The 24,091-nt window shown below is 50.8% G+C and carries 21 protein-coding genes, 1 pseudogene and 1 other annotated feature; of the genes and pseudogenes, 5 read left to right on the top strand and 17 right to left on the bottom strand.

Going from position 1 to position 24,091, the window contains the following annotated elements:
• Positions 1 to 50: 50 nt before the first annotated feature.
• From lspA to OH663_RS08895, 4 genes and pseudogenes are all read right to left on the bottom strand, one after another.
• Positions 51 to 548, bottom strand: a complete 498-nt coding sequence (gene lspA / locus OH663_RS08910) for a signal peptidase II (RefSeq protein WP_200011397.1) — start codon at positions 546 to 548, stop codon at positions 51 to 53.
• Positions 548 to 3,364, bottom strand: coding sequence for an isoleucine--tRNA ligase (gene ileS / locus OH663_RS08905; RefSeq protein ID WP_048222080.1), 2,817 nt, complete (start codon positions 3,362 to 3,364; stop codon positions 548 to 550). The genes lspA and ileS overlap by 1 nt, the downstream gene beginning before the upstream one ends.
• Positions 3,365 to 3,401: 37 nt before the next feature.
• Complete coding sequence (gene ribF / locus OH663_RS08900) at positions 3,402 to 4,340, bottom strand: bifunctional riboflavin kinase/FAD synthetase (protein WP_045439613.1); 939 nt, start codon at positions 4,338 to 4,340, stop codon at positions 3,402 to 3,404.
• 7 nt (positions 4,341 to 4,347) lie between these two features.
• Positions 4,348 to 4,563 (bottom strand): annotated as a pseudogene (locus OH663_RS08895) (DUF2575 domain-containing protein).
• 105 nt (positions 4,564 to 4,668) lie between these two features.
• Between OH663_RS08895 and rpsT the strand changes: the two are divergent.
• Positions 4,669 to 4,932 (top strand): 30S ribosomal protein S20, encoded by a 264-nt coding sequence (gene rpsT / locus OH663_RS08890; protein ID WP_003018940.1) that lies wholly within the window; start codon positions 4,669 to 4,671, stop codon positions 4,930 to 4,932.
• A 59-nt stretch (positions 4,933 to 4,991) separates the two neighbouring features.
• Here rpsT and nhaR read toward each other — a convergent pair whose 3' ends face one another.
• The 4 genes from nhaR to dnaK form a co-directional block, all read right to left on the bottom strand.
• Positions 4,992 to 5,891 carry a transcriptional activator NhaR gene (gene nhaR / locus OH663_RS08885; protein ID WP_045439611.1) on the bottom strand — a complete coding sequence of 300 codons (900 nt, stop codon included), beginning with the start codon at positions 5,889 to 5,891 and terminating at the stop codon, positions 4,992 to 4,994.
• 38 nt (positions 5,892 to 5,929) lie between these two features.
• Positions 5,930 to 7,096: a Na+/H+ antiporter NhaA gene (gene nhaA / locus OH663_RS08880; RefSeq protein ID WP_048222081.1), complete on the bottom strand. Its 1,167-nt coding sequence runs from the start codon at positions 7,094 to 7,096 to the stop codon at positions 5,930 to 5,932.
• Positions 7,097 to 7,306: 210 nt separating this feature from the next.
• Positions 7,307 to 8,440, bottom strand: coding sequence for a molecular chaperone DnaJ (dnaJ, locus tag OH663_RS08875; protein WP_045439607.1), 1,134 nt, complete (start codon positions 8,438 to 8,440; stop codon positions 7,307 to 7,309).
• Between the two features lie 85 nt (positions 8,441 to 8,525).
• On the bottom strand, positions 8,526 to 10,448 hold the full coding sequence (dnaK, locus tag OH663_RS08870) for a molecular chaperone DnaK (protein ID WP_045439604.1): 1,923 nt from the start codon (positions 10,446 to 10,448) through the stop codon (positions 8,526 to 8,528).
• A 382-nt stretch (positions 10,449 to 10,830) separates the two neighbouring features.
• Here dnaK and OH663_RS08865 point away from each other — a divergent pair, with 382 nt between their 5' ends.
• Complete coding sequence (locus OH663_RS08865) at positions 10,831 to 11,235, top strand: DUF2541 family protein (RefSeq protein ID WP_048222082.1); 405 nt, start codon at positions 10,831 to 10,833, stop codon at positions 11,233 to 11,235.
• A gap of 193 nt (positions 11,236 to 11,428) precedes the next feature.
• Complete coding sequence (satP, locus tag OH663_RS08860) at positions 11,429 to 11,995, top strand: acetate uptake transporter (RefSeq protein WP_048222083.1); 567 nt, start codon at positions 11,429 to 11,431, stop codon at positions 11,993 to 11,995.
• A 37-nt stretch (positions 11,996 to 12,032) separates the two neighbouring features.
• On the opposite strand, the gene OH663_RS08855 is transcribed toward satP, so the two are convergent.
• From OH663_RS08855 to tal, 3 genes are all read right to left on the bottom strand, one after another.
• Positions 12,033 to 13,340: an MFS transporter gene (locus OH663_RS08855; RefSeq protein WP_200011395.1), complete on the bottom strand. Its 1,308-nt coding sequence runs from the start codon at positions 13,338 to 13,340 to the stop codon at positions 12,033 to 12,035.
• A 123-nt stretch (positions 13,341 to 13,463) separates the two neighbouring features.
• Positions 13,464 to 14,051, bottom strand: coding sequence for a molybdopterin adenylyltransferase (gene mog / locus OH663_RS08850; protein WP_200011393.1), 588 nt, complete (start codon positions 14,049 to 14,051; stop codon positions 13,464 to 13,466).
• A 120-nt stretch (positions 14,052 to 14,171) separates the two neighbouring features.
• Positions 14,172 to 15,125 (bottom strand): transaldolase, encoded by a 954-nt coding sequence (gene tal, locus OH663_RS08845; protein ID WP_045439585.1) that lies wholly within the window; start codon positions 15,123 to 15,125, stop codon positions 14,172 to 14,174.
• 273 nt (positions 15,126 to 15,398) lie between these two features.
• On the opposite strand from tal, the gene OH663_RS08840 reads away from it, so the two are divergent.
• Entirely contained in the window at positions 15,399 to 16,829 is a 1,431-nt protein-coding gene (locus OH663_RS08840; RefSeq protein ID WP_045439583.1) for an alanine/glycine:cation symporter family protein, read from the top strand.
• Between the two features lie 77 nt (positions 16,830 to 16,906).
• Positions 16,907 to 17,680: a peroxide stress protein YaaA gene (yaaA, locus tag OH663_RS08835; protein ID WP_045439581.1), complete on the top strand. Its 774-nt coding sequence runs from the start codon at positions 16,907 to 16,909 to the stop codon at positions 17,678 to 17,680.
• Between the two features lie 72 nt (positions 17,681 to 17,752).
• Here the strand turns inward: yaaA and thrC are convergent, their stop codons facing one another.
• The 6 genes from thrC to yjjY all read right to left on the bottom strand — a co-directional run bounded on the left by thrC (position 17,753) and on the right by yjjY (position 24,013).
• Positions 17,753 to 19,039: a threonine synthase gene (gene thrC / locus OH663_RS08830; protein WP_045439578.1), complete on the bottom strand. Its 1,287-nt coding sequence runs from the start codon at positions 19,037 to 19,039 to the stop codon at positions 17,753 to 17,755.
• A gap of 3 nt (positions 19,040 to 19,042) precedes the next feature.
• Positions 19,043 to 19,972, bottom strand: a complete 930-nt coding sequence (gene thrB, locus OH663_RS08825) for a homoserine kinase (RefSeq protein ID WP_200011391.1) — start codon at positions 19,970 to 19,972, stop codon at positions 19,043 to 19,045.
• 1 nt (position 19,973) lies between these two features.
• On the bottom strand, positions 19,974 to 22,436 hold the full coding sequence (thrA, locus tag OH663_RS08820; protein ID WP_045439570.1) for a bifunctional aspartate kinase/homoserine dehydrogenase I: 2,463 nt from the start codon (positions 22,434 to 22,436) through the stop codon (positions 19,974 to 19,976).
• A gap of 23 nt (positions 22,437 to 22,459) precedes the next feature.
• Positions 22,460 to 22,586: a sequence feature (Thr leader region), on the bottom strand.
• The gene (gene thrL, locus OH663_RS08815) at positions 22,516 to 22,581 is read right to left on the bottom strand and encodes a thr operon leader peptide (RefSeq protein ID WP_001386572.1); all 66 of its coding nucleotides are present in this window, start codon (positions 22,579 to 22,581) and stop codon (positions 22,516 to 22,518) included. It overlaps the preceding feature by 66 nt.
• Before the next feature lie 200 nt (positions 22,587 to 22,786).
• Entirely contained in the window at positions 22,787 to 23,473 is a 687-nt protein-coding gene (locus OH663_RS08810; RefSeq protein ID WP_048222090.1) for a tRNA/rRNA methyltransferase, read from the bottom strand.
• Between the two features lie 399 nt (positions 23,474 to 23,872).
• Positions 23,873 to 24,013: a YjjY family protein gene (yjjY, locus tag OH663_RS08805; RefSeq protein WP_001541509.1), complete on the bottom strand. Its 141-nt coding sequence runs from the start codon at positions 24,011 to 24,013 to the stop codon at positions 23,873 to 23,875.
• Between the last annotated feature and the right edge of the window lie 78 nt (positions 24,014 to 24,091).

Raw genomic sequence — 24,091 nt, 5'->3', positions numbered from 1 at the left:
GATCGCGATATATTACACGCCGGATAAGCATAGCGTTATCCGGCATTTTTTTATGCGGCTTTTTTCTCTTTCGAAGGTAAGAAGCCTTCCAGGACAATCAACGCAGCGCCAATACAAATCGCCGTATCAGCAAGATTGAATGTCGCGAAATGCCAGTCACCAACGTAAAAGTCGATCATATCGACCACGAAACCATGCCACAGTCGATCGAACAGGTTCCCCAGCGCGCCACCAATGATTAGCGCATAGGCAATGTTGTTTAGCTTCTGCGTCGCCTTCGAGCGATACATCATCACCGCCAGAATGACACAAATACCAATCGCGATACCGGCGAAGAACCAGCGCTGCCAGCCACCGCTGTCGGCTAAGAAGCTAAACGCAGCGCCATAATTACGCGCATAGTGCAGATTAAGCGACGGGAATAGCGACACCGTATCCCCCAGAGCAAAGCTCTGGAGGATCAGGTATTTGCTGCCCAAATCGATAATCAGCACGACTACCACCAGCCATAGCCAGCGTAGCCCAGTTGAACAAAGAGGCTTACTCATCAGGCAAACTTACGTTTTTCGCCATCACCGGCGATGTTGCTGACACAGCGTCCGCAGATTTCTGCGTGTTCCGCCACCTGACCGACGTCGGTGGTGTAATGCCAGCAACGCGGGCACTTCTCACCTTCGGCTTTGCTCAGTACAATTTTCAGACCTTTGAGCAGTTCGCTCTGCTGAGCATCAGCAGGTGCTTCTGCATAATCCGCAACAATCGCGCCAGAGGTCAACAGAACAAAGCGTAACTCTTCGCCCAGTGCGGTCAGCTTCGCAGCCAGTTCTGGCTCAGCATACAGGGTGACTGCCGCTTCCAGAGAACCGCCCACTTTCTTATCCGTACGCGCCTGCTCGATAACCTTATTCACTTCGCCACGCACTTTCAGCAGTTCGTCCCAGAATGCGTCGTTCATCGCTTCAGTATCGGCCAGACCAAACAGACCTTGGTACCACTCACCGGTGAAAACATACTTCTCGCGATCGCCTGGCAGGTAACCCCAGATTTCATCGGCGGTAAAGGACATGATTGGTGCCATCCAACGGACCAGTGCTTCTGCGATATGGAACAGCGCAGTCTGGCAACTACGACGCGCCACGCTGTCCGCTTTCGCGGTGTACTGGCGGTCTTTGATGATGTCGAGATAGAACGAACCCATTTCAACGGAGCAGAAGCGCATCAGGCGCTGCACGACTTCGTGGAAGTCATAGGCTTCGTAGGCTTTCAGGATCTCGTCCTGTGCCGCTTGTGCACAGCCCACAGCCCAGCGATCCAGCACGACCATCTCTTCCGGTTTCACCATGTCTTTTAGCGGATCAAACCCGTTCAGGTTCGCCAGCAGGAAGCGAGCGGTGTTACGGATACGACGATAGCTGTCAGCAGCACGTTTCAGGATTTCGTCCGAAACCGCCATTTCGCCGGTATAGTCGGTAGATGCCACCCACAGACGCAGAATATCCGCACCCAGTTTGTTCATCACATCCTGTGGGCTAACGGTGTTACCGATGGACTTGGACATCTTGCGTCCCTGACCATCAACGGTGAAACCGTGGGTCAGTACCTGACGGTATGGCGCTTTGCCCTTCATTGCGGTGGAAATCATCAGCGAAGACATGAACCAACCACGATGCTGGTCAGAGCCTTCCAGATACATATCTGCCGCGTGACCAGAAAACTCAGGGCGCACATCAACCACGGATGAATGGGTTGACCCGGAATCGAACCATACGTCCAGCGTATCCGGTACTTTGACATACTGGTCAGCTTCGTCACCGAGGATATCTTTTGGATCGAGATCCCACCACGCCTGGATGCCGTCGACTTCAACGCGTTTGGCAACTTCTTCCATCAGTTCGATGGCACGCGGATGCAGTTCTTCTGTGTCTTTGTGAACAAACAGAGACATCGGCACACCCCACGTACGTTGACGGGAGATACACCAGTCAGGACGGTTGGCAACCATTGATTCGATACGCGCCTGACCCCAGTCCGGGATCCACTGTACACCTTTGATCTCTTTCAGCGACTGCGCGCGCAAGCCTTTCTGATCCATGCTGACGAACCACTGTGGTGTTGCACGGAAGATGATCGGAGACTTGTGACGCCAGCAGCAAGGATAGCTGTGTTGCATCTTCTCAACGTGCAGCAGTGCGCCTTTTTCAGTCAGCAATGCAACGACGATATCGTTGGCTTTGAATACGTTAACGCCATCCAGCGTTGGGTAAGTACCTGGCAGATAAGTGCCGTCCGGACCAACCGGGTTAGCCACTTCCAGTCCATATTTCTGACCAATGACATAGTCGTCAGGACCATGGCCTGGCGCGGTATGCACCGCACCGGTACCCGCATCCAGCGTCACGTGATCGCCAAGGATTGCCGGAACATCAAAGCCCATAAACGGATGGGTAAAACGCAGCAGTTCCAGCTCAGCGCCTTTTACTGTACCAAGGATGCTGTACTCAGCGGCGCCAATACGCTGCATTACACTTTCAACCAGGTCTTTTGCCAGAATCAGGGCCTGACCGTCAATCTGCACCAGCGCATAATCAAAATCAGGTGCCAGAGAGATAGCGCGGTTAGCCGGCAGCGTCCACGGAGTGGTAGTCCAGATGACCAGAGAGATCGGGCCGTTGACATCAGAAACGCCAAACTTCGCTTTCACCGCGTCAGGGTCGGCAGCGTGGAACGCCACGTCGATAGACGGGGACGTTTTGTCGTAATATTCAACTTCCGCTTCCGCCAGTGCAGAACGGCAGTCTACGCACCAATGCACCGGTTTCGCACCTTTGTGCAGGTGACCGTTGCCGATGATTTTACCCAGCGCGCGAATGATGTTGGCTTCGGTTTTGAAGTCCATCGTCAGGTACGGATGTGACCAGTCGCCCAGCACGCCAAGACGGATAAAGTCTTTACGCTGGCCGTCAACCTGCGTTGCGGCATATTCACGGCATTTGGCACGGAACTCTGCGGCAGTGAACTTCTCTCCCGGCTTACCAAATTCCTGCTCTACTTTCAGCTCGATAGGCAGACCGTGGCAGTCCCAGCCCGGAACGTAAGGCGAGTCATATCCCGTGAGTCCTTTGGACTTCACGATAATGTCTTTCAGAATCTTGTTTACAGAGTGACCAATATGAATGCTGCCATTCGCATAAGGAGGGCCATCATGCAGAATGAAGGTTTTTTTGCCTTTTTTAGCCGCACGAATGATGCCGTACAGGTCATCATCAGTCCAACGCGCCAGCATTCCCGGTTCACGCTTGGCGAGATCGCCGCGCATCGGGAACCCTGTTTCCGGCAAATTCAGGGTTGATTTATAGTCACTCATCAGATTCTCGGTTCCGTATTTAAAACTCGTATAGGCGTTAAGCCGGTTTTGATAGCCCAAAAAAATCGCGGGCAGTTAACTCATCACGCGCAATCTGCGCTTTTAGTTCATCCAGCGAGGCAAATCGCTGTTCGTTGCGTATTTTTTTACGCAGTACTACATCTATATGGCGACCGTAGAGGTCCATTACAACGTCCAGCAAATGCACTTCTAACTGCTGGCGTACGCCTGCCACCGTTGGGCGAGTACCGATGTTAGCGACACCGGGAATAGGTTTTTCGCCAAGCCCCATCACCTCAACCGCATACACCCCTTTTACAGGAGAGACCTGGCGACGGAGCGGTAAATTTGCCGTCGGAAAGCCGATGGTACGTCCTAACTCGTCGCCGTGTACAACCCGTCCCGAAATGGTAAAGGGATGACCCAGCAAGCTTTCAGCCAGCAACAGATTATCTTCAGCCAGCGCCTGGCGCACTGCGGTACTGCTGATTCGCACTCCACCTTCACAGAAGGTCTGGGTACTGGTGATATCGAAGCCATACTCCGCACCCGCTTCCTGTAATAACAAGAAATCGCCCTCGCGACCAGCGCCGAAGCGGAAATCATCACCAACGGCAAGAAATTGTACACCCAGCCGCTTAACCAACAGGTCACCGATAAAATTCTGTGCCGTTAATGCGGCAAAGCGTCTGTCAAAACGTATACAGAGCACGTAATCAACGCCGCATTCCGCCAGATAACGCAGCTTTTCCCGCAAACGAGTCAGTCGTGCAGGTGACTTTTCAGTCGCAAACAGTTCAAGCGGCTGTGGCTCAAAAATCATCACCATTACCGGCAAGCCCCGCTTGCGTCCTTCTTCCTGCAAACCCTGCAGCAACGCGCGGTGGCCACGATGCACGCCATCGAAATTACCAATAGTCAGCACACACCCATGCGGGGCCTGACTGAGATTATGTATGCCTCGTATCAGCTTCATGTCTGGCTCAAAACAGTGAAAATCGTGAAAGTATACCCTGTACCGCGGTCAAGGTTAACCGACGATTGGTACCACGAAACAGAAAGAAGATTGTTTTCATTGTTATGAAACAAATTGATGTCCTTCACGGGCAAGCCAATTCAACTTTTCTCGTGGAAAAGCTGTATTCACAGCACGCAAGCTGGTAGAATCCTGCGCCATCACTACGCAACGAGTGCCGCAATTTAAACGGCGCTTATTTGCACAAATCCATTGACAAAAGAAGGCTAAAAGGGCATATTCCTCGGCCTTTGAATTGTCCATATAGAACACATTTGGGAGTTGGACCTTGGCTAATATCAAATCAGCTAAGAAGCGCGCCGTTCAGTCTGAAAAGGCCCGCAAGCACAACGCTAGCCGTCGCTCTATGATGCGTACTTTCATCAAGAAAGTATACGCAGCTATTGAAGCTGGCGACAAAGCTACTGCACTGAAAGCATTTAACGAAATGCAACCAATCGTGGATCGTCAGGCTGCTAAAGGTCTGATCCACAAAAACAAAGCTGCACGTCATAAAGCAAACCTGACTGCGCAGATCAACAAACTGGCTTAATCGCTTGCTTGTTGTCGCTTTGTGAAAAAACCCGCGCAAGCGGGTTTTTTTATGTCTGCTTATTTGTTCGCTGGCGTAAATAGCGCGGAATAATCCGCATTACAAATACGCTGCACCGCCGGATGCTGGATCATCCTCTCGGCAAAAATGGCATGATATTCCTCCATCACATTCTCCACGCGTCCAATCTCAATAATTGAGTCATCTGCATAGAAATTGTTCGAATAGAGCGTAGGTGCAACAAAAATGGCATTGTGTGTTGCACCAAAAGCTTTCATCAATGCAGCATCGTCAAACTCCCCGAGGATTTCTACGTTCAGCCCCTGAGAGTTAATCCAGTTCAGCAACTTACGCCCGAGCATTGAACGACGTCCTGGTATCAATAATCGCCGTTCCTCGAGACATGCCGGAAACGGCTTTTCTGGTAACGGATTTGTGCACCAGAAGCTTACACAACACTCGCCAATTTTCACCGAGAACAGCCCTTCCTGTTGCGTGGAGTCGATCGGGCAGTCTGAGATAATCATGTCCAGCTTGTGCTGGCTGAGCTGCTCCAGCAGCATCTCATGCGTTGATTCAAAGCAGCGCAGGTGGATCTGTTCATCTTTAACCACAGCAGCATCCAGCACGCTGCTGACCAGCTGTTTAGACAACGCATCCGCCACGCCAACGTCGAACAGTAAATTAGACTCTTTGCGATAGTTCACGATATCCAGCATCTCCTGGCTTAAGGTGAACATCTTGTCCGCATATCGAAAAACTAATTCGCCCAGCTCACTCGGCTCCAGCCCACGTCCCTTACGCTTAAACAACTTTCCCTGTAAACGTTCCTCAAGCGCTTTGATCTGCCCGGTAATAGTTTGTGGCGTCAGATAAAGCGCTTCTGCAGCCCCCACCACCGAACCTTCTTTGTACACATGCCAGAAGTAATACAGGTGGTTGTAATTTATATGAGACATACTCTCTCCCTGAAAATTGTCATAAACGGATTAACCGATCAGGCTGGCGCATTCAAACGCGTGCGCAGCCAGCTATAACCGATAACCGCCGACAGCAAGGAACCGATCAGGATCCCCAGTTTCGCCCAGTTAATTAACTCAGGATCAACGTTACCAAACGCAAGGCTGGCGATAAAAATCGACATTGTGAAGCCAATACCGCACAGAATACCCACCGCCATAATTTGCTGGAAATTCGTCCCCTCCGGCAACTGTGCCAACTTCAGACGCAGCGCCAGCCAGCAGAACAGGCTGATTCCCAACGGCTTACCAATAAGCAGGCCGGCAATAATGCCCAGAGGCAGTATGGAGGTTAGCCCATCCATCGTAACGCCCTGCAATGAAACTCCCGCATTGGCAAAGGCAAACAGCGGTAGAATCAAATATGCCACCCACGGATGCAGGACGTGCTCCAGACGCTTCGCTGGTGACCGGCCATGCTTTTCCTTCAACGGAATGAAGAAACCAACAATTACGCCAGCCAGGGTCGCGTGCACGCCGGACTTCAGTACCGCAGTCCACAGCACTACGCCAACCAGAATATAAATGCCGGTACGTCTTACCCCGCACAAATTCAACGCCGCCAGAATCAAAATAGCGAATGCGGCAACCCCCAGCGAAAGCAGTGACAGGTCGCTGGTATAGAACAGCGCGATAATCACGATAGCGCCAAGATCATCGATAATCGCCAGCGCCATCAGGAATATTTTCAGCGCCAGCGGGACACGACTCCCCAGCAGTGCCAGCACGCCCAATGCAAAAGCTATATCCGTTGCCGCCGGGATCGCCCACCCTTCACGGGTGATAGGATCGGCATAGTTGAATGCGAGATAGAGCAACGCCGGAACAATCATGCCGCCAATCGCCGCAATGATTGGAAAAGCAGCCTGACGCAGGCTGGCCAGCGACCCTTGCATCAGCTCACGCTTCACTTCCAGACCAATTAGCAGGAAAAACACCGCCATCAAGGCGTCGTTGATCCACAGCAGCATATTTTTGTTGATCTCAAGCGCGCCAACCCGCAGTTGGACGGGGGTTTCCAGAAAGGCGTGGTACCATCCACTGGTTACGCCGATATTGGCCATCAACATAGCTACCACTGCAGCGATGATCAGAATAATGCCTCCCGAGGCGTCGCTACTAAAAAAACGATGCAGATGTTTCACTTTTTATTCTCTCTATTGGGTGAATACTTCGTAATTACTATCTTACTCCGCATAACTCATCGTTAATATTAGTTTATACATGATGAATAGCTCGGTATTTACGAGCTAAAAAACAAAGGGGGATGACAATTTGATCAGGACGGATCGCAGAAATAAAAAAGCCTGAGGCTCTTCAGTCTCAGGCTTTTCATCAAATGTTAGGCTTGTTTATTAGCGCGTCAGATCATCGAAGAATTTCTTCACGCCGTCGAAGAAGCTTTTTGAGCGCGGGCTGTTTTGCTCACCCGTCGGACCGCCAAAGCTGTCCTGAAGATCTTTCAGCAACTGTTTTTGTTTGTCGTTCAGACCCACTGGGGTTTCAACGACAACACGGCACAATAGATCGCCCTGAGCACCACCGCGAACCGATTTAACACCTTTGCCACGCATACGGAAAAGTTTACCGGTTTGCGTTTCACCAGGTATTTTTAACTTCACGCGGCCATCCAGCGTCGGTACTTCAATTTCACCGCCCAGAGCTGCCATCGCAAAGTTAATCGGTACTTCACAGTACAGGTTATTGCCTTCTCGTTCAAAAATCGGGTGCTGTTTCACCTGCACCTGAACGTACAGATCGCCTGCCGGTGCGCCATGCTCGCCTGCTTCGCCTTCACCAGACAAGCGAATACGATCGCCGGTATCCACCCCAGCAGGTATTTTAACGGACAGCGTTTTACTCTTCTCAACGCGACCATGACCATGGCATTTATTGCATGGATCTTTGATCAGCGTACCGCGCCCCTGGCAGTGTGGACAGGTCTGCTGTACGGCAAAAAAGCCCTGACGCATCTGCACCTGACCTGAACCGTGACAGGTTGGACAGGTCTGCGGCTGAGTACCGGATTTCGCGCCGCTGCCGTGGCAGACGTCACACTCTTCCAGTGTAGGAATACGGATCTCTTTGGTGACGCCACGCACGGCTTCTTCCAGAGTGAGATCCATGTTGTAACGTAAATCAGCACCACGTGAGGCGCGCTGACGGCCACGACCACCGCCAAAGATATCGCCAAACACGTCACCAAAGATATCGCTGAAGTCAGCACCGCCGCCAAAACCGCCGCCGCCGCCCATACCGCCTTGCTCAAATGCTGCATGGCCGTACTGATCGTAAGCCGCTCGCTTTTGCGCATCGGTCAGGATCTCGTAGGCTTCTTTGATCTCTTTGAATTTAGCTTCGGCCTCTTTATCACCCTGGTTACGGTCCGGGTGGAATTTCATGGCCAGGCGCTTGTAGGCCTTTTTGATTTCACGCTCTTCCGCTGTTTTGGAAACGCCTAAAATCTCGTAATAGTCTTGCTTAGCCATCTTTTTTTATCTGCCCCTAACATGCATGCACGGGCGGAGAGGAAACCTCTTCGCCCGTGCCAGTAATTACCCGTTCAAAGGGCGATTATTTTTTGTCTTTCACTTCTTCAAACTCAGCGTCGACAACATCGTCATCTTTCGCGTTGTTTGCAGAAGCATCAGCGCCTGCTGCACCAGCCTGCTGCTGTGCGTGCTGCTGCTGAGCGATTTCCATCAGTTTCTGGGAAACCTGCGCCAGCGCCTGCATTTTCGCTTCGATATCCGCTTTGTCTTCACCTTTCAGAGAAGTTTCCAGCGCGGTCAGTGCAGACTCGATGGCAGTTTTGTCATCAGCTGGCAGTTTGTCGCCTGCTTCTTCAACCTGCTTGCGAGTGCTGTGCAGCAGATGGTCGCCCTGGTTACGGGTCTGAACCAGCTCTTCGAACTTACGGTCAGATTCCGCGTTCGCTTCTGCTTCACGAACCATTTTCTGAATTTCTTCTTCGTTCAGACCAGAAGATGCCTTGATGGTGATCTTCTGCTCTTTACCGCTGTTTTTGTCTTTCGCGGAAACGTGCAGGATACCGTCAGCATCGATATCGAAGGTGACTTCGATCTGCGGCATGCCGCGCGGTGCCGGGCTGATGCCATCCAGGTTAAACTGACCCAGATCTTTGTTATCAGCAGCACGTTTACGTTCACCCTGCAGCACATGGATGGTTACCGCAGACTGGTTGTCTTCAGCGGTAGAGAACACCTGGCTGTGCTTGGTCGGGATGGTGGTATTTTTGGCGATCAGCGGAGTCATCACGCCGCCCATGGTTTCGATACCCAGAGACAGCGGGGTAACGTCCAGCAGCAGTACGTCTTTCACATCACCGGTCAATACACCACCCTGAACGGCAGCACCAATTGCTACAGCTTCGTCCGGGTTAACGTCTTTACGCGGTTCTTTACCAAAGAACTCAGCAACTTTCTTCTGCACCATCGGCATACGAGTCTGACCACCAACCAGGATTACATCCTGAACGTCGGAAACAGACAGACCAGCATCCTGCAGAGCAACTTTCAGCGGCTCGATAGAACGGTTCACCAGGTCTTCTACCAGGCTTTCCAGTTTCGCACGGGTCACTTTGATGTTCATGTGTTTCGGACCAGACGCATCTGCAGTGATGTACGGCAGGTTAACGTCGGTCTGCTGCGCAGAAGACAGCTCAATTTTCGCTTTTTCTGCGGCTTCTTTCAGGCGCTGCATTGCCAGCGGGTCGTTACGCAGGTCAATGCCCTGATCTTTCTTAAATTCGTCAACCAGGTAGTTGATCATACGGCTATCGAAGTCTTCACCACCCAGGTGGGTATCACCGTTGGTTGCCAGAACTTCGAAGGTTTTTTCGCCGTCAACTTCGTCGATTTCAATAATAGAGATATCGAAGGTACCACCACCGAGGTCGTATACCGCGATAGTACGGTTGCCGACTTCTTTATCCAGACCGTAAGCCAGCGCGGCAGCAGTCGGTTCGTTGATGATACGTTTGACTTCCAGACCTGCGATACGGCCTGCGTCTTTGGTTGCCTGACGCTGAGCATCGTTAAAGTATGCAGGTACGGTGATAACGGCTTCAGTTACCGGTTCGCCCAGGTAATCCTCAGCGGTTTTCTTCATTTTTTTCAGCACTTCTGCAGAAATCTGCGGCGGTGCCATTTTCTGACCTTTTACATCAATCCATGCATCACCGTTGTCAGCACCGATGATTTTGTACGGCATGATAGCTTCATCACGCTGCACTTCTTCGTCCTGGAAGCGGCGGCCAATCAGGCGTTTAATCGCAAACAGGGTGTTTTGCGGGTTTGTCACTGCCTGACGTTTAGCCGGCTGACCAACCAGAGTTTCACCATCCTGGGTATAAGCAATGATAGAAGGCGTGGTGCGATCGCCCTCGGCGTTCTCCAGCACACGTGCAGTAGTGCCATCCATAATCGCTACACAAGAGTTGGTAGTACCCAGGTCGATACCAATAATTTTACCCATCTAAACGTCTCCACTAAAAATTCGGTCATCATGTGGTTGTGAATCTGTAATAAGGGCGAAACGTGCGGTTTCAACTACCCTGAATCGTTTTTTTTCAGACTCACCACTGCGGTTGTCTACAAGATGGGGTCGTAACCCACGTCATCAAGGGGGGCATGCAAATTTTTTTTAGCCCTGAGACCAGAAAACGAGATAAATGGAGCTGAAAAGCAACATGAGAAATAGTTACCAATCCAAATTTATTCATAAATCGAATAAAACAAAATAAGCCATTCACGAAAAAATTGTAATAAAAAGAAAATATTACAAGAATGAATCGTTTTTCTGACAGCGGTAATATGGTGGCAGATTGCCACTTTTGAACCCGTCAAAGAGAAATCCCATGAAATCCGTTTTAACGCTGTCTGTCAGCATGCTTTTCGGTCTTCTTCTGAGCAGCACAGCACATGCTAACGATCATAAAGTCCTCGGTATGATTGCGATGCCCAGAAATCAAACCGACAGCCTCACGTTAAAAATCCCCGTTTGTCGCGTTGTGAAGCGCATCCAATTGACGGCAGATCGTGGCGATATTCATCTGAATGGAGCCTCCGTTTATTTTAAAGCATCACGCATGTCCAGCCAGAGCCTGAATGTCCCTTCGTCAATCAAAGAGGGGCAAACCACCAAATGGATCAATATCAATAGCGACAACAACAATAAACGTTGTGTGTCGAAAATTACCTTCTCAGGCCAGTCGGTCAATTCTTCTGACATGGCGACGTTAAAAGTGATTGGCGACGACTAAACCCTCTCCTTTACCTGCGCCAAATGTTCCCCCCACAAGCGTGATGCCCGTCACAGGGGAAAATAATTCATTTTCCCCTTATTAGATCATAGACAGCCCACTCTCACCTGATTATTATGCCGCGCCCCGAAGACAGTGATCGTTATTCGGGGAAACTATTTCACCATTCAATCAATGATGATTTTGAGGAATTATGGGCAACACTAAGTTGGCTAATCCGGCACCGCTGGGCCTGATGGGCTTTGGCATGACCACCATTCTGCTTAACCTGCACAACGCGGGTTTCTTCGCCTTTGACGTTATTATTCTGGCGATGGGAATTTTCTACGGCGGTATCGCGCAAATTTTTGCCGGCCTGCTGGAATATAAAAAAGGCAACACCTTCGGTTTAACCGCCTTTACCTCCTACGGCTCTTTCTGGCTGACGCTGGTTGCCATCCTGATCATGCCGAAAATGGGCCTGGCGGATGCAACAAATGGTCAGTTCCTGGGCATGTATCTGGGTCTGTGGGGCGTGTTCACACTGTTCATGTTCTTCGGCACGCTGAAAGCTAACCGTGCTTTGCAGTTTGTCTTCCTGAGCCTGACGGTGCTGTTCGCCCTGCTGGCTGTTGGCAACATTGCAGGTAACGAAGGAGTTATCCATTTCGCTGGCTGGGTTGGTTTAGTGTGTGGCGCAAGCGCCATTTACCTGGCAATGGGTGAAGTGCTGAACGAACAGTTTGGCCGTACTATCCTGCCGATTGGTGAAATGCACTAATCTATTCCGTTATCCCCCCCTTGCGGGGGGATATTTCTTACAGGCGCTGCAACTCTCCCTGTACGTCCGTATCGCGATGATAAATATCCTGTCGCAGCCAAATTCCCAGTCCTAACCCTACCAGTGATAACGCCAGCACGTACCAGGCTGGAGCCATTGGCGACACACTCATCAACATTGTCACTGCAATCGGCGTCAGACCGCCAAAAATGGCATACGAGACATTGTAGGAAAAAGAGATGCCGGTAAAGCGAACTTCCGCTGGAAACGCCCGCACCATCACGTAAGGTACGGCTCCGACCACGCCGACACATAAACCGACCAGGCCGTATAAAAGAAACAGGTGTTCAGGATAAGTACCGGCAAGGTGATAGAAAAACCAGCTGGAACAGGCCAGCAGCAGGCTACCGATAATAAAGGTTTTGCTGGCACCAACTCTGTCGACAATAAAGCCGGCCAGCAGACATCCCACACACAGCATAATGGTGGCGACGCTGTTGGCTTGTAGCGTCAGAGCGGGCGCAAAGCCATACTGTTTTTGCAGCCAGACAGGCGACATCAGGATCACCACCACAATACCGGCCGAAAGCAGCCAGGTCAGTAGCATCGAAATTACCACCGCTTTTTTATGCTTGCTGACAACCGATTTAACCGGCAGTTCTTCCGCCAGCGCTTTACGCGCCTGCATTTCAAGGAAGATCGGTGTTTCCTGCAACCAACGGCGCAGGTACATCGCCACCAGCCCAAACGCCCCCCCTAAGAGGAAAGGAATACGCCAGCCGTACTCATGTACGGCCTGCGGTGTCAGGCTTGTATTGACCAGCGTTGCAACCACTGACCCCAACAGAATACCGACTGTCAATCCGGCGGTCAGTGTTCCGCAGGCAATACCAATACGGCGTTCCGGGACATGTTCTGCCACAAATACCCACGCCCCCGGAACTTCTCCACCAATGGCAGCGCCCTGCAAAATACGCATCAGCAGCAACAACAGCGGTGCCAGAATCCCCATCGAGGTGTAAGTCGGTAACAGGCCAATCGCCAGCGTCGGTATCGCCATCAGCAAAATGCTCAAAGTGAACATTTTCTTACGCCCCACCAGATCGCCAAAATGCGCCATGATGATGCCACCCAACGGACGCGCCAGATATCCTGCGGCAAAAATACCAAAGGTTTGGACCTGACGTAGCCATTCCGGGATGTCTGCGGGGAAAAATAATTCGCCAACGACTGCGGCAAAGAAGACAAAAATAATGAAATCATAAAACTCCAGCGCCCCGCCGAGGGCAGCAAGCGAAAGGGTTTTATAATCCTGGCGATTCAGCGGTCGAGAGTGTTGTGACATAGCAAACCATGAGTCAGTGGAGTCATTGAACGTTTTGTCGATACGTGTAAATTAAAAATTACTATATCGTAAACAATTCAACACTCCACCATCATTGTCATTTATATCACAAATAGGCTACTTTCAGGCGTTTGTATCGCGCATTGCGCTTTTTGGTCGAAAAGATGCTACCACTGCCGATGCGGTTTCAACGTATGGTCCATCCAACAACTGTATACAATACGGTACACTTGCAAAAATACCCGGTACAATAACCTTACCGTCGGCACCTTTCACGCCTTCCAGCGTCTCTTTGATCGATTTAGGCTGCCCAGGCAGGTTCAGGATCAACGCCTGCTTACGAATCACCCCGACCTGGCGGGAGAGGATCGCCGTAGGGACAAAGTGCAGACTAATCTGGCGCATTTGCTCACCAAAACCAGGCATTTGGCGGTCGGCAACAGCCAGCGTCGCATCCGGTGTCACATCGCGACGTGCCGGACCGGTGCCTCCGGTGGTCAACACCAGATGACAACTCATTTCATCAACCAGTTCGCACAACGTTTGTTCGATGATCGCCTGCTCATCCGGGATTAGCCGCGTTTGTAGCTCAAAAGGGGTCGTCAGGGCCGATGCCAGCCACTCTTCGAGAGCAGGGATCCCCTTATCCTGGTAAACGCCACTGGAGGCTCGGTCAGAAATGGAAACTAGGCCAATGCGTAAAGTGTTCATGATTATTCCGTTTAAACAGTCTCGTTAAACAGAATGATACACTGCGGAGGAAGCGACAGACAGGTTTCAGAAGAGGTATAGAACGAGAGCGTGACCGGAAGCCCGGTCACGCTTAAATGATTACAGCAGATCGCCGATCATTTTTTCCAGTTTACCCTGGTCTACAGCAAACTTACGGATACCATCCGCCAGTTTGTCTACAGCCATCGGATCCTGGTTGTGCTGCCACAGGAACTCAGCTTCAGTGATGCGTGCCGGACGCGCCTTCACTTCACCGGAGAAGGACAGTTTACGCTCGATAGCACCTTCGCTTTCCGCCAGCTCTTTCAGCAGTGCCGGAGCAATCGTCAGACGATCGCAGCCTGCCAGCTCAATGATTTCGCCGATGTTACGGAAGCTCGCGCCCATAACCACAGTTTCATAACCGTGTTGTTTGTAATACTCGTAGATTTCCGTAACGGAAACCACACCTGGATCTTCTGCCGGTGCATACTCTTTCTTGTCGGTATTCGCTTTGTACCAGTCAAGAATACGGCCAACGAACGGAGAGATCAGGTATACGCCAGCTTCTGCACATGCGCGCGCCTGCGCGAAGGAGAACAGCAGGGTCAAGTTACAGTTAATGCCTTCTTTTTCCAGCTGCTCCGCGGCACGGATACCCTGCCAGGTAGAAGCCAGTTTGATCAGAATACGATCGTTGCTGATGCCAGCATCGTTGTACAGTTTGATCAGGCGTTTTGCTTTCGCGATAGATGCGTCAGTGTCGTAGGACAGACGAGCGTCAACTTCGGTGGAGATGCGACCCGGGACCAGCTTCAGGATCTCCAGACCAATGTTCACCGCCAGTTTGTCAGTTGCATCGACGATCTGCTGTGCGCGGTCGTTACTCTGCTGCTTAGCCCAGGCGACAGCATCATCAATCAGCTTACGGTATTCCGGGATCTGCGCTGCGTTAAGAATGAGAGAAGGGTTAGTTGTGGCATCCTGAGGCTGATACAGCTTCATTGCCGCGATGTCTCCGGTGTCGGCCACTACAGTGGTGAACTGACGAAGGGAGGTCAATTTGTCCGTCATGATAGCGTTTCTCTTTAAACAGCTTGTTAGGGGGATGTAACCGATCTTCCCTGATGATAGCACGACGCACTCTCAGCGCAACCGGCGGGATTGCCCGACCTGCCGTTCAGCTCTGATTACGCATCTCCAGGCCAGCCATGCGCAATTAAGGGGGAGGCCTGATGTATGATAAACTCCCGCTATCAATCTCATGACAAGGTATATACTGTTCGCTAATTGGTAGCGCTTACACGGGATTATTCGCGCTTGCCGGCATCAACAAGAGGGATGTTAATGCCTGATTTTTTCTCATTTATTAATGAAGTACTCTGGGGATCGGTGATGATCTACCTCCTGCTAGGCGCAGGGTGTTGGTTCACTTACCGTACGGGATTTGTCCAGTTTCGCTACGTTCGCCAGTTTGGCAAAAGTCTTAAAAATAGTCTCAGCCCACAGCCGGGCGGTTTAACATCATTTCAGGCACTGTGTACCAGCCTTGCGGCTCGTATCGGAAGCGGAAACCTGGCTGGCGTTGCACTGGCTATTGCTGCAGGTGGCGCTGGTGCTGTCTTCTGGATGTGGGTCTCTGCCCTGATTGGTATGGCGACCTCGTTTGCCGAGTGCTCACTCGCACAACTGTATAAAGAGCGCGACAGTAAGGGGCAGTTTCGCGGCGGGCCTGCGTGGTATATGGCTCGCGGACTGGGCATGCGCTGGATGGGCGTCCTCTTTGCTATCTTCTTACTCATTGCTTATGGCCTGATTTTTAACAGCGTCCAGGCAAACTCTGTCTCTCGTGCGCTGGAATTTGCTTTCGACATCCCTCCTCTTGCATCCGGTATCTCGCTGGCATTGCTGTCTTTACTGGCTATAGTCGGCGGAATTAAAGGTGTTGCCCGCTTGATGCAATGGTTCGTTCCGTTAATGGCTTTGTTGTGGGTCGGCTGTAGCATTGCCATTTGTCTGTGGCATATCGGCCAGATCCCAGAGATCATCGTCACCATTGTGAAGAGTGCATTTGGCTGGCAGGAAGCCGCCGCCGGTGCAGCCGGGTATACGCTAAGCCAGGCCATTGCCAGTGGCTTTCAACGCGGTATGTTTTCGAATGAGGCCGGAATGGGTTCAACCCCTAACGCTGCGGCTTCAGCCGCCTCATGGCCTCCGCATCCTGCCGCACAAGGTATTGTGCAAATGATTGGCGTGCTGGGTGATACACTGATTATCTGTACAGCCAGCGCAATGATTATTCTTCTGGCAGGGAATGGAACTACATATGTCCCAATGGAAGGTATCCAGTTGGTTCAGAAAGCCATGGTATCGCTAACAGGTGAATGGGGCGCGGGATTCGTCGCTCTGATTGTTATCCTTTTTGCTTTCAGTTCGATCGTCGCCAACTACATCTATGCGGAAAACAACCTGGTCTTTTTGAATCTGGACAATATCCGGGTCATCTGGCTTTTACGTATCACGACCGTCTGCACCGTAATTGCAGGAACATTACTCCAGTTTCCGCTGGTGTGGCAGTTAGCCGACATTATCATGGCCTGTATGGCCATCACTAATCTGACGGCAATTTTACTGCTGTCCCCGGTTGTCCATACTCTTGCCAGCGATTACCTGCGTCAGCGAAAACTCGGCGTGCGACCAGAATTTGATCCACACCGTTATCCTGATATCAGACAACAGCTTGCACCGGAAACATGGCATGAACCGCCGCGCAACTAGCCAGGCAATTGCAACCATCGATCAATTCTGTCGTTTTTTTTGCTAAAGTCGCAGTAAATTTCCTGCAAGGACTGGATATGCTGATTCTGATTTCACCTGCAAAAACACTCGACTACCAAAGTCCGCTGGCCACCACTCGCCATACTCTACCCGAGCTGCTGGATCACTCCCAGCAGCTTATTCATACCGCACGCCAGCTCTCTGCACCGCAGATTGGCAAGCTGATGGGGATTAGCGACAAGCTGGCGGACCTGAATGCCACCCGCTTTCATGACTGGCAGCCTGATTTCACACCTGAGAATGCGCGTCAGGCGATTCTGGCGTTTAAGGGCGATGTCTACACCGGATTGCAGGCAGAAACCTTCAGTGAGGCGGATTTTGATTTCGCTCAGCAGCATTTACGCATGCTGTCCGGACTGTATGGCGTTTTACGCCCACTGGACCTGATGCAGCCTTATCGTCTGGAAATGGGCATCCGTCTTGCCAATACGAAGGGGAAAGATCTCTACCAGTTCTGGGGAGATATCATCACAGACAAACTAAATGAAGCGCTGGAAGCACAAGGCGACAACGTGGTGGTTAACCTCGCCTCTGATGAATATTTCAAATCCGTGAAGCCGAAAAAGCTAAACGCGGAGCTGATCAAACCCGTTTTCCTCGATGAGAAAAATGGCAAATTTAAAGTCATCAGTTTCTATGCCAAAAAGGCACGTGGCCTGATGAGCCGCTACATCATTGAAAACCGTTTAACAAAGCCAGAACAGCTTGCGGCGTTTAACAGTGACGGCTATTTCTTTGATGAAGAAGCGTCAGGGAACGGTGAACTGGTGTTTAAACGTCACGAACAGTGATTTGTTTAGCAATAGAGATTAACCAACAGATTTTGTAGGCCCGGTAAGCGCATACGCTACCGGGCACTATAGTTAGCTGCGGGTCATCATCAACTGACGCAGCGCGGCAAAATCGGCGGGTAAGTGATGGGAGAGCAGAGGTAAGTCCGCACGCTCCGCCAGCTCTTTTGGCAGATCCAGCGTCACATCAAGAATCTCTTCAACGCTTTCTTTAAACTTCGCCGGATGCGCAGTACCGAGGAACAAACCATACTCGCCCGGATTTAACTGATCACGTAAAGCGCGGTAAGCGACGGCTGCATGCGGCTCAGAGGTGTATCCAATCGCCTGTAGTTCACGCATGGTTTCCTGAGTGGTTGCATCATCAACGGCCGCATAACCCAGCTCACTCAGACGCCAGATTTTACGGCGGAACAGTTCTTCCACTCGCGGCCAGTTGTTCGGCTGGCTGACATCCATTGCATTCGATAAGGTTGCCTGCGTTGCTTTCGGTGTCCATTCGCCACCTTGCAGGAAACGCGGAACCGTATCATTGACGTTAGTTGCTGCGATAAAGCGCTTCACCGGCAGACCAAGGGATTTCGCCAGCAGGCCGGCCGTCAGATCGCCAAAGTTACCGCTGGGAACGGAAATCACCAGTTGATTCCGCGCCTCTTGTGGCAGTTGGGCAACGGCTTCAAAGTAGTAACAAATTTGTGCCAGTAGACGACTGATGTTGATCGAGTTAGCCGAATTTAGCCCCAGAGCCACTTTCAGTTCCTCGTCATCAAACGCCTGTTTAACCAGAGCCTGACAGGCATCAAAATCACCATCGATGGCAACGGTTTCGATATTCCCACCCAACGTACAGAACAATTTTTCCTGTAATGGACTGATCTTACCGTTCGGATAGAGGATCACCACGCGCACATTTTTCAAACCATAAAAAGCATGTGCGACTGCAGCACCGGTATCTCCGGAGGTCGCCGTCAGGATAGTAACCGGCTTATCGCCGCTGATATGTGTCAGCATTTGCGCCATAAAGCGGCCACCGAAATCTTTAAATGCCAGTGTTGGGCCGTGGAACAGCTCAAGACAGCCGACATCACCTTCAACCTGAGCGACCGGCGCCGGGAAAGCAAACGCTGCGCCCACACGCTCGGCAAGGATCTCCTGAGGGATTTCATCACCAATAAATGAGGAGAGGATCCTGGTACTACGGCTGACAAAGTCTTGCTTCAGCATGTCATCAATTTCAGTCAGACTAAATTCCGGCAGATCGTGCGGGAAAAATAGCCCCTGCTTTTTACCTAACCCTTGCGTGACGGCCTGCGCGAAACTGACCTGCTCGTTATGATCTTTAAGATTGTAGAGTTTCATTTATTATCCCAGTACCCGTGCGCCCGCCGTGTCCAGCCGGCAAATATGAACAAAGCCTTCCTGATTTTGTAAGTAATTTTTATCCAGCCAGTCTGCTACACGCTGTGCCGTATCCGGCTTATCGCACAAGGCAAACAGCGTCGGTCCTGACCCGGAGATCCCACTGGCCAACGCGCCAATTTCCGCCACAGCCTGACGTGCCTGGCTAAAGCCGGGCAGTAAGCGGGTGCGATACGGTTCCGCAATCACATCCTTCATCAACTTCGCGGCCAGTTGAGGCTGGCGGGAATAGCAGGCATGGATAAATCCAGCCAGATGACGCCCATGGGCAATACAGTCCTGGCGGCGATATTGCGCAGGTAAAATCGCCCGCGCTTCCGCCGTAGACACTTTAATACCCGGATACGCCAGCACCCACAGCCATTCATCAAATCCTGGCACCTGCTGGCTAATGATGCCGTTTTCTTCAATCATTAACTGCATGCCGCCCAAAAAGCACGGGGCGACATTGTCGTAATGGATACTGCCGGAGATACGCCCTTCCAGCTCGCCCATAATCGCCAGCAAGCGCATATCGTTAAGCGGCTTCCCACAGTACTCATTCATCGCAACCAGAGCAGCAACGACAGAGCAGGCGCTGGAACCTAACCCGGAGCCAATCGGCATATTTTTTTCCAGCGTCATGCTCACCGGAATATGTTTACCCAGTTCCTGGCAGAACCGCTCCCAGCACTGATAAACGATATTTTCCCGCGGCTCTGACGGCAACTTGTTGGCAAAGCGTCCGAGGTTGTTCAGGCTGAAGCTATCAGCCGCTTCGACGCAGACAACATCCCCCAACAGAGAACCATCAACGGGTGTTACCGCCGCCCCGAGCACATCAAACCCGACGCTCATATTGGCACTGGAAGCCGGGGCATAAACTCTAACCATTTTAGACTCCTAACTTCCATGAAAGGGTACGTAGCAGGTCGGCAAAGACACCCGCCGCAGTCACATCGTTACCCGCACCATATCCGCGTAGCACTAGCGGCAATGGCTGATAGTAGTGGCTATAGAAGGCCAGCGCATTTTCACCGTTTTTCACTTTGAACAACGGATCGTTGCCATCCACTTCAGCTATTTTCACGCAGCAAACGCCATCTTCTTCAATATTGCCAACATAGCGCAATACTTTGCCCTCATCACGGGCTTTCGCCACACGAGCGGCAAAGGCCTGGTCCAGCCGCGACAGATTGGCCATAAATGTTGTAACGTCGCCTGAATCGTCAAAACCTTGCGGCAACACCGGTTCAATAACGATATCAGAGAGCTCCAGTTCGCGTCCGGTTTCGCGGGCGAGGATCAGCAACTTACGCGCGACATCCATCCCGGAAAGATCGTCACGCGGATCAGGTTCGGTGTAGCCCATTTCACGCGCCATAATAGTGGCCTGCGAGAAGCTCATTCCTTCATCCAGTTTGCCGAAAATAAACGACAGTGAACCAGACAGAATTCCGGAAAATCGCTGCAGTTCATCGCCTGCACTGAGCAGGTTTTGTAGGTTTTCGATAACCGGTAAACCCGCCCCCACGTTGGTGTCGTAGAGGAATTTACGCCGCGATTTTGCCGCGGCAAAGCGCAACTGATGGTAATAATCCATCGATGAAGTGTTGGCTTTTTTGTTCGGGGTTACTACATGGAAGCCTTCACGCAGGAAGTCAGCATACTGATCTGCCACAGCCTGACTTGAAGTACAGTCAACAATCACCGGATTGAGCAGATGATATTCTTTCACCAGGCGAATTAAGCGACCGAGGTTGAAAGGTTCCTTTGCTTGAGCCAGCCCCGCCTGCCAGTTTTCCAGGTTCAGACCGTGAACATTTGTGAGTAAAGCCTTTGAGTTCGCCACGCCGCAAACACGTAAATCAATATGCTTACTCTTCAGCCAGCTCTGCTGGCGTTTTAACTGTTCAAGCAGTGCTGTCCCCACACCGCCAACACCGATAACAAAGACTTCGATCACCTGATCGGTATTGAACAACATCTGATGCGTAACGCGTACACCAGTTGTAGCGTCATCATTGTTTACCACTACCGAAATAGAACGTTCAGACGAACCCTGTGCGATGGCAACAATATTGATGTTGGCACGCGCCAGTGCCGCAAAGAACTTGGCGGAGATGCCACGCAGCGTGCGCATACCGTCACCAACCACCGAGATGATCGCCAGACGCTCTGTTACCGCCAGAGGCTCCAGCAGCCCTTCTTTCAGTTCCAGGTAGAATTCATCCTGCATAGCACGCTGAGCACGCACGCAGTCGCCCTGCGGTACGCAGAAACTGATGCTGTATTCAGAGGAGGATTGAGTGATCAGCACAACGGAGATACCCGCACGAGACATCGCAGCAAAAACGCGTGCTGCCATTCCCACCATCCCTTTCATTCCTGGCCCCGAAACGCTAAACATCGCCATATTGTTCAGGTTAGAAATGCCTTTTACCGGCAAGTCGTCTTCATCGCAGCTGGCGCCAATCAGCGTACCCGGCGCTTGCGGGTTACCGGTGTTTTTAATCAGGCAGGGGATCTGGAACTGGGCAATCGGAGTGATGGTACGCGGATGAAGAACTTTGGCGCCGAAGTAAGAAAGCTCCATCGCTTCCTGATAAGACATCGATTTAAGTAGCCTGGCATCAGGAACCTGACGCGGATCACAGGTATAAACACCGTCAACATCAGTCCAGATTTCACAACAGTCTGCACGTAAACAGGCAGCCAGCACGGCAGCAGAGTAGTCAGATCCGTTGCGTCCCAATACCACTAATTCGCCTTTTTCATTCCCGGCAGTAAAGCCCGCCATCAGTACCATATGATCAGCAGGAATACGGCTGGCAGCAATGCGACGAGTAGATTCAGTGATATCAACGGTAGATTCGAGGTAATGACCAACCGCCAGCAGTTTTTCAACCGGGTCGATAACCGTAACGTTATGTCCGCGCGCTTCAAGCAAACCTGCCATGATGGCGATCGACATTTTTTCACCACGGCAGATAAGCGCAGCATTGATGCTGTCCGGACACTGTCCCAACAGGCTGATGCCGTGCAGGACATGCTTAATCTGGGCAAATTCTTGTTCAACAAAAGTTTTGAGTTGAGCCAGCGGGAAATCCGGCTGCGCAGCAGCAAGACCGACCAAAAGCTCAGAGAAAATACGTTCGGCGTCACTGATATTTGGTAAAGCGTCCTGACCACCGATGGTCTTCTCAATCATCGCCACCAGATGGTTAGTAATTTTTGCGGGGGCAGACAGAACGGTCGCGACCTGCCCCTGCCTGGCATTGCTTTCCAGAATATCGGCAACTCGCAGAAAGCGCTCTGCATTTGCCACTGATGTACCGCCGAACTTCAACACTCGCATGGTTTACCTCGTTACCTTTGGTCGAAAAAAAAGCCCGCACTGTTTAGGTGCGGGCTTTTTTCTGTGTTTCCTGTACGCGTCAGCCCGCACCGTTACCTGTGGTAATGGTGATGGTTGTGGTAATAGTGGTGCTGATGCGTTTCATGATGTTGTGTGCTCTGTAATTATTCTGTGCTGTATTCTTTTAGGGTTAAAGTATCTTATGACCTAAGTCAATAAATTTTTAAATTGATCACACTCCGAAACTTGTTCACGAGCGACTGCCTACTCTTTTACTTTCAACCAATACAGCGTGCCATGCCCACTTGAAGTCAGAGTCAAACACCATAAAAAACAAAAAATGTGAAATTTTATTTTGTGATGTTTTTTTCAATATCATGTAGAAAACGGTGCAACATTGCCGTGTCTCGCTGCCCTAACAGGCCCATTCGCTGTTGCAGCCAATCCGTTAGTTTGATGTCATCAGCAACGTCCAGCGTGGTTAATAAACGTAAAACACGTGCGCGTAATGCCTGTAACTGAAGCTCATCTGTCGGCTCAATGGTTTTTGTGGGCTGTTGTATTAAACCTGCTAATTGATAGCAATACACCATCACCGCCTGCCCCAGATTGAGTGAAGGATAGTCGGCAACCATGGGGACACCGGTCAGTACATCGGCCAGAGCTAATTCATCGTTTGTCAGGCCTGAATCTTCACGACCAAAAACCAGCGCGGCGTGTTCCATCCATGCAGATTTTTCTTCCAACAAGGGGACCAGCTCGACAGGAGTGGCGTAATAATGGAACTTCGCGCGGCTGCGCGCCGTGGTGGCGACGGTAAAATCAACATCATGAAGCGCTTCAGCCAGCGTTGAAAAAACGTTAATATTATCAATAATATCACCTGAGCCATGCGCAACCCATCGCGTCGCAGGCTCCAGGTGAGCCAAGCTGTCAACGATCCGCAACTCGGCAAAACCCATGGTTTTCATAGCACGGGCAGCCGCACCAATATTTTCTGCTCTGGCAGGGGCTACCAGAATAATAGTTAAACGCATTTCGATACTCTTTTTGGCCAGTCTGCAGATAATAATGTGATGCCCATCAACATATTACGCAGCGCGAATTTACATATTTTTAACAGAAATCACTGAAAATGCATTCCACATTCAGTAAAAAATGCTAAACTATTTCGTGGATTTACTATTACTTTTTTTGTTAACAGAAGTTGTATATCCTTCTGTTTATCCATGATAATTTAATTGAAAATGGATCTCATTCATTGGATTCATTACATTTATTAGTTTGCGAGTGCAACTAGTTGTATTATTGCATTTTTGTGATGAAAGCTAACATTTGGATACGGTGATTTCATCAAACTGTTAACGTGCTACAATTGAACTTGATATATGTCAACGAAGCGTAGTTTTATTGGGTGTCCGGTACGTCTTAGCCTGTTATGTTGCTGTTAAAATGGTTAGGATGACAGCCGTTTTTGACACTGTCGGGTCCAGAGGGAAAGTGCCCACGACCAAGCTAATGATGTTGTTGACGTTGATGGAAAGTGCATCAAGAACGCAATTACGTACTTTAGTCATGTTACGCCGATCATGTTAATTTACGACATGCATCAGGCAGGTCAGGGACTTTTGTACTTCCTGTTTCGATTTAGTTGG

The sequence above is a fragment of the Citrobacter sp. Marseille-Q5395 genome (assembly GCF_947057495.1).
Taxonomy (GTDB): domain Bacteria; phylum Pseudomonadota; class Gammaproteobacteria; order Enterobacterales; family Enterobacteriaceae; genus Citrobacter; species Citrobacter murliniae.
The sequence above is the reverse complement of the archived record's forward strand: the minus strand, read 5'-3'. Positions and strand labels throughout refer to the sequence as shown.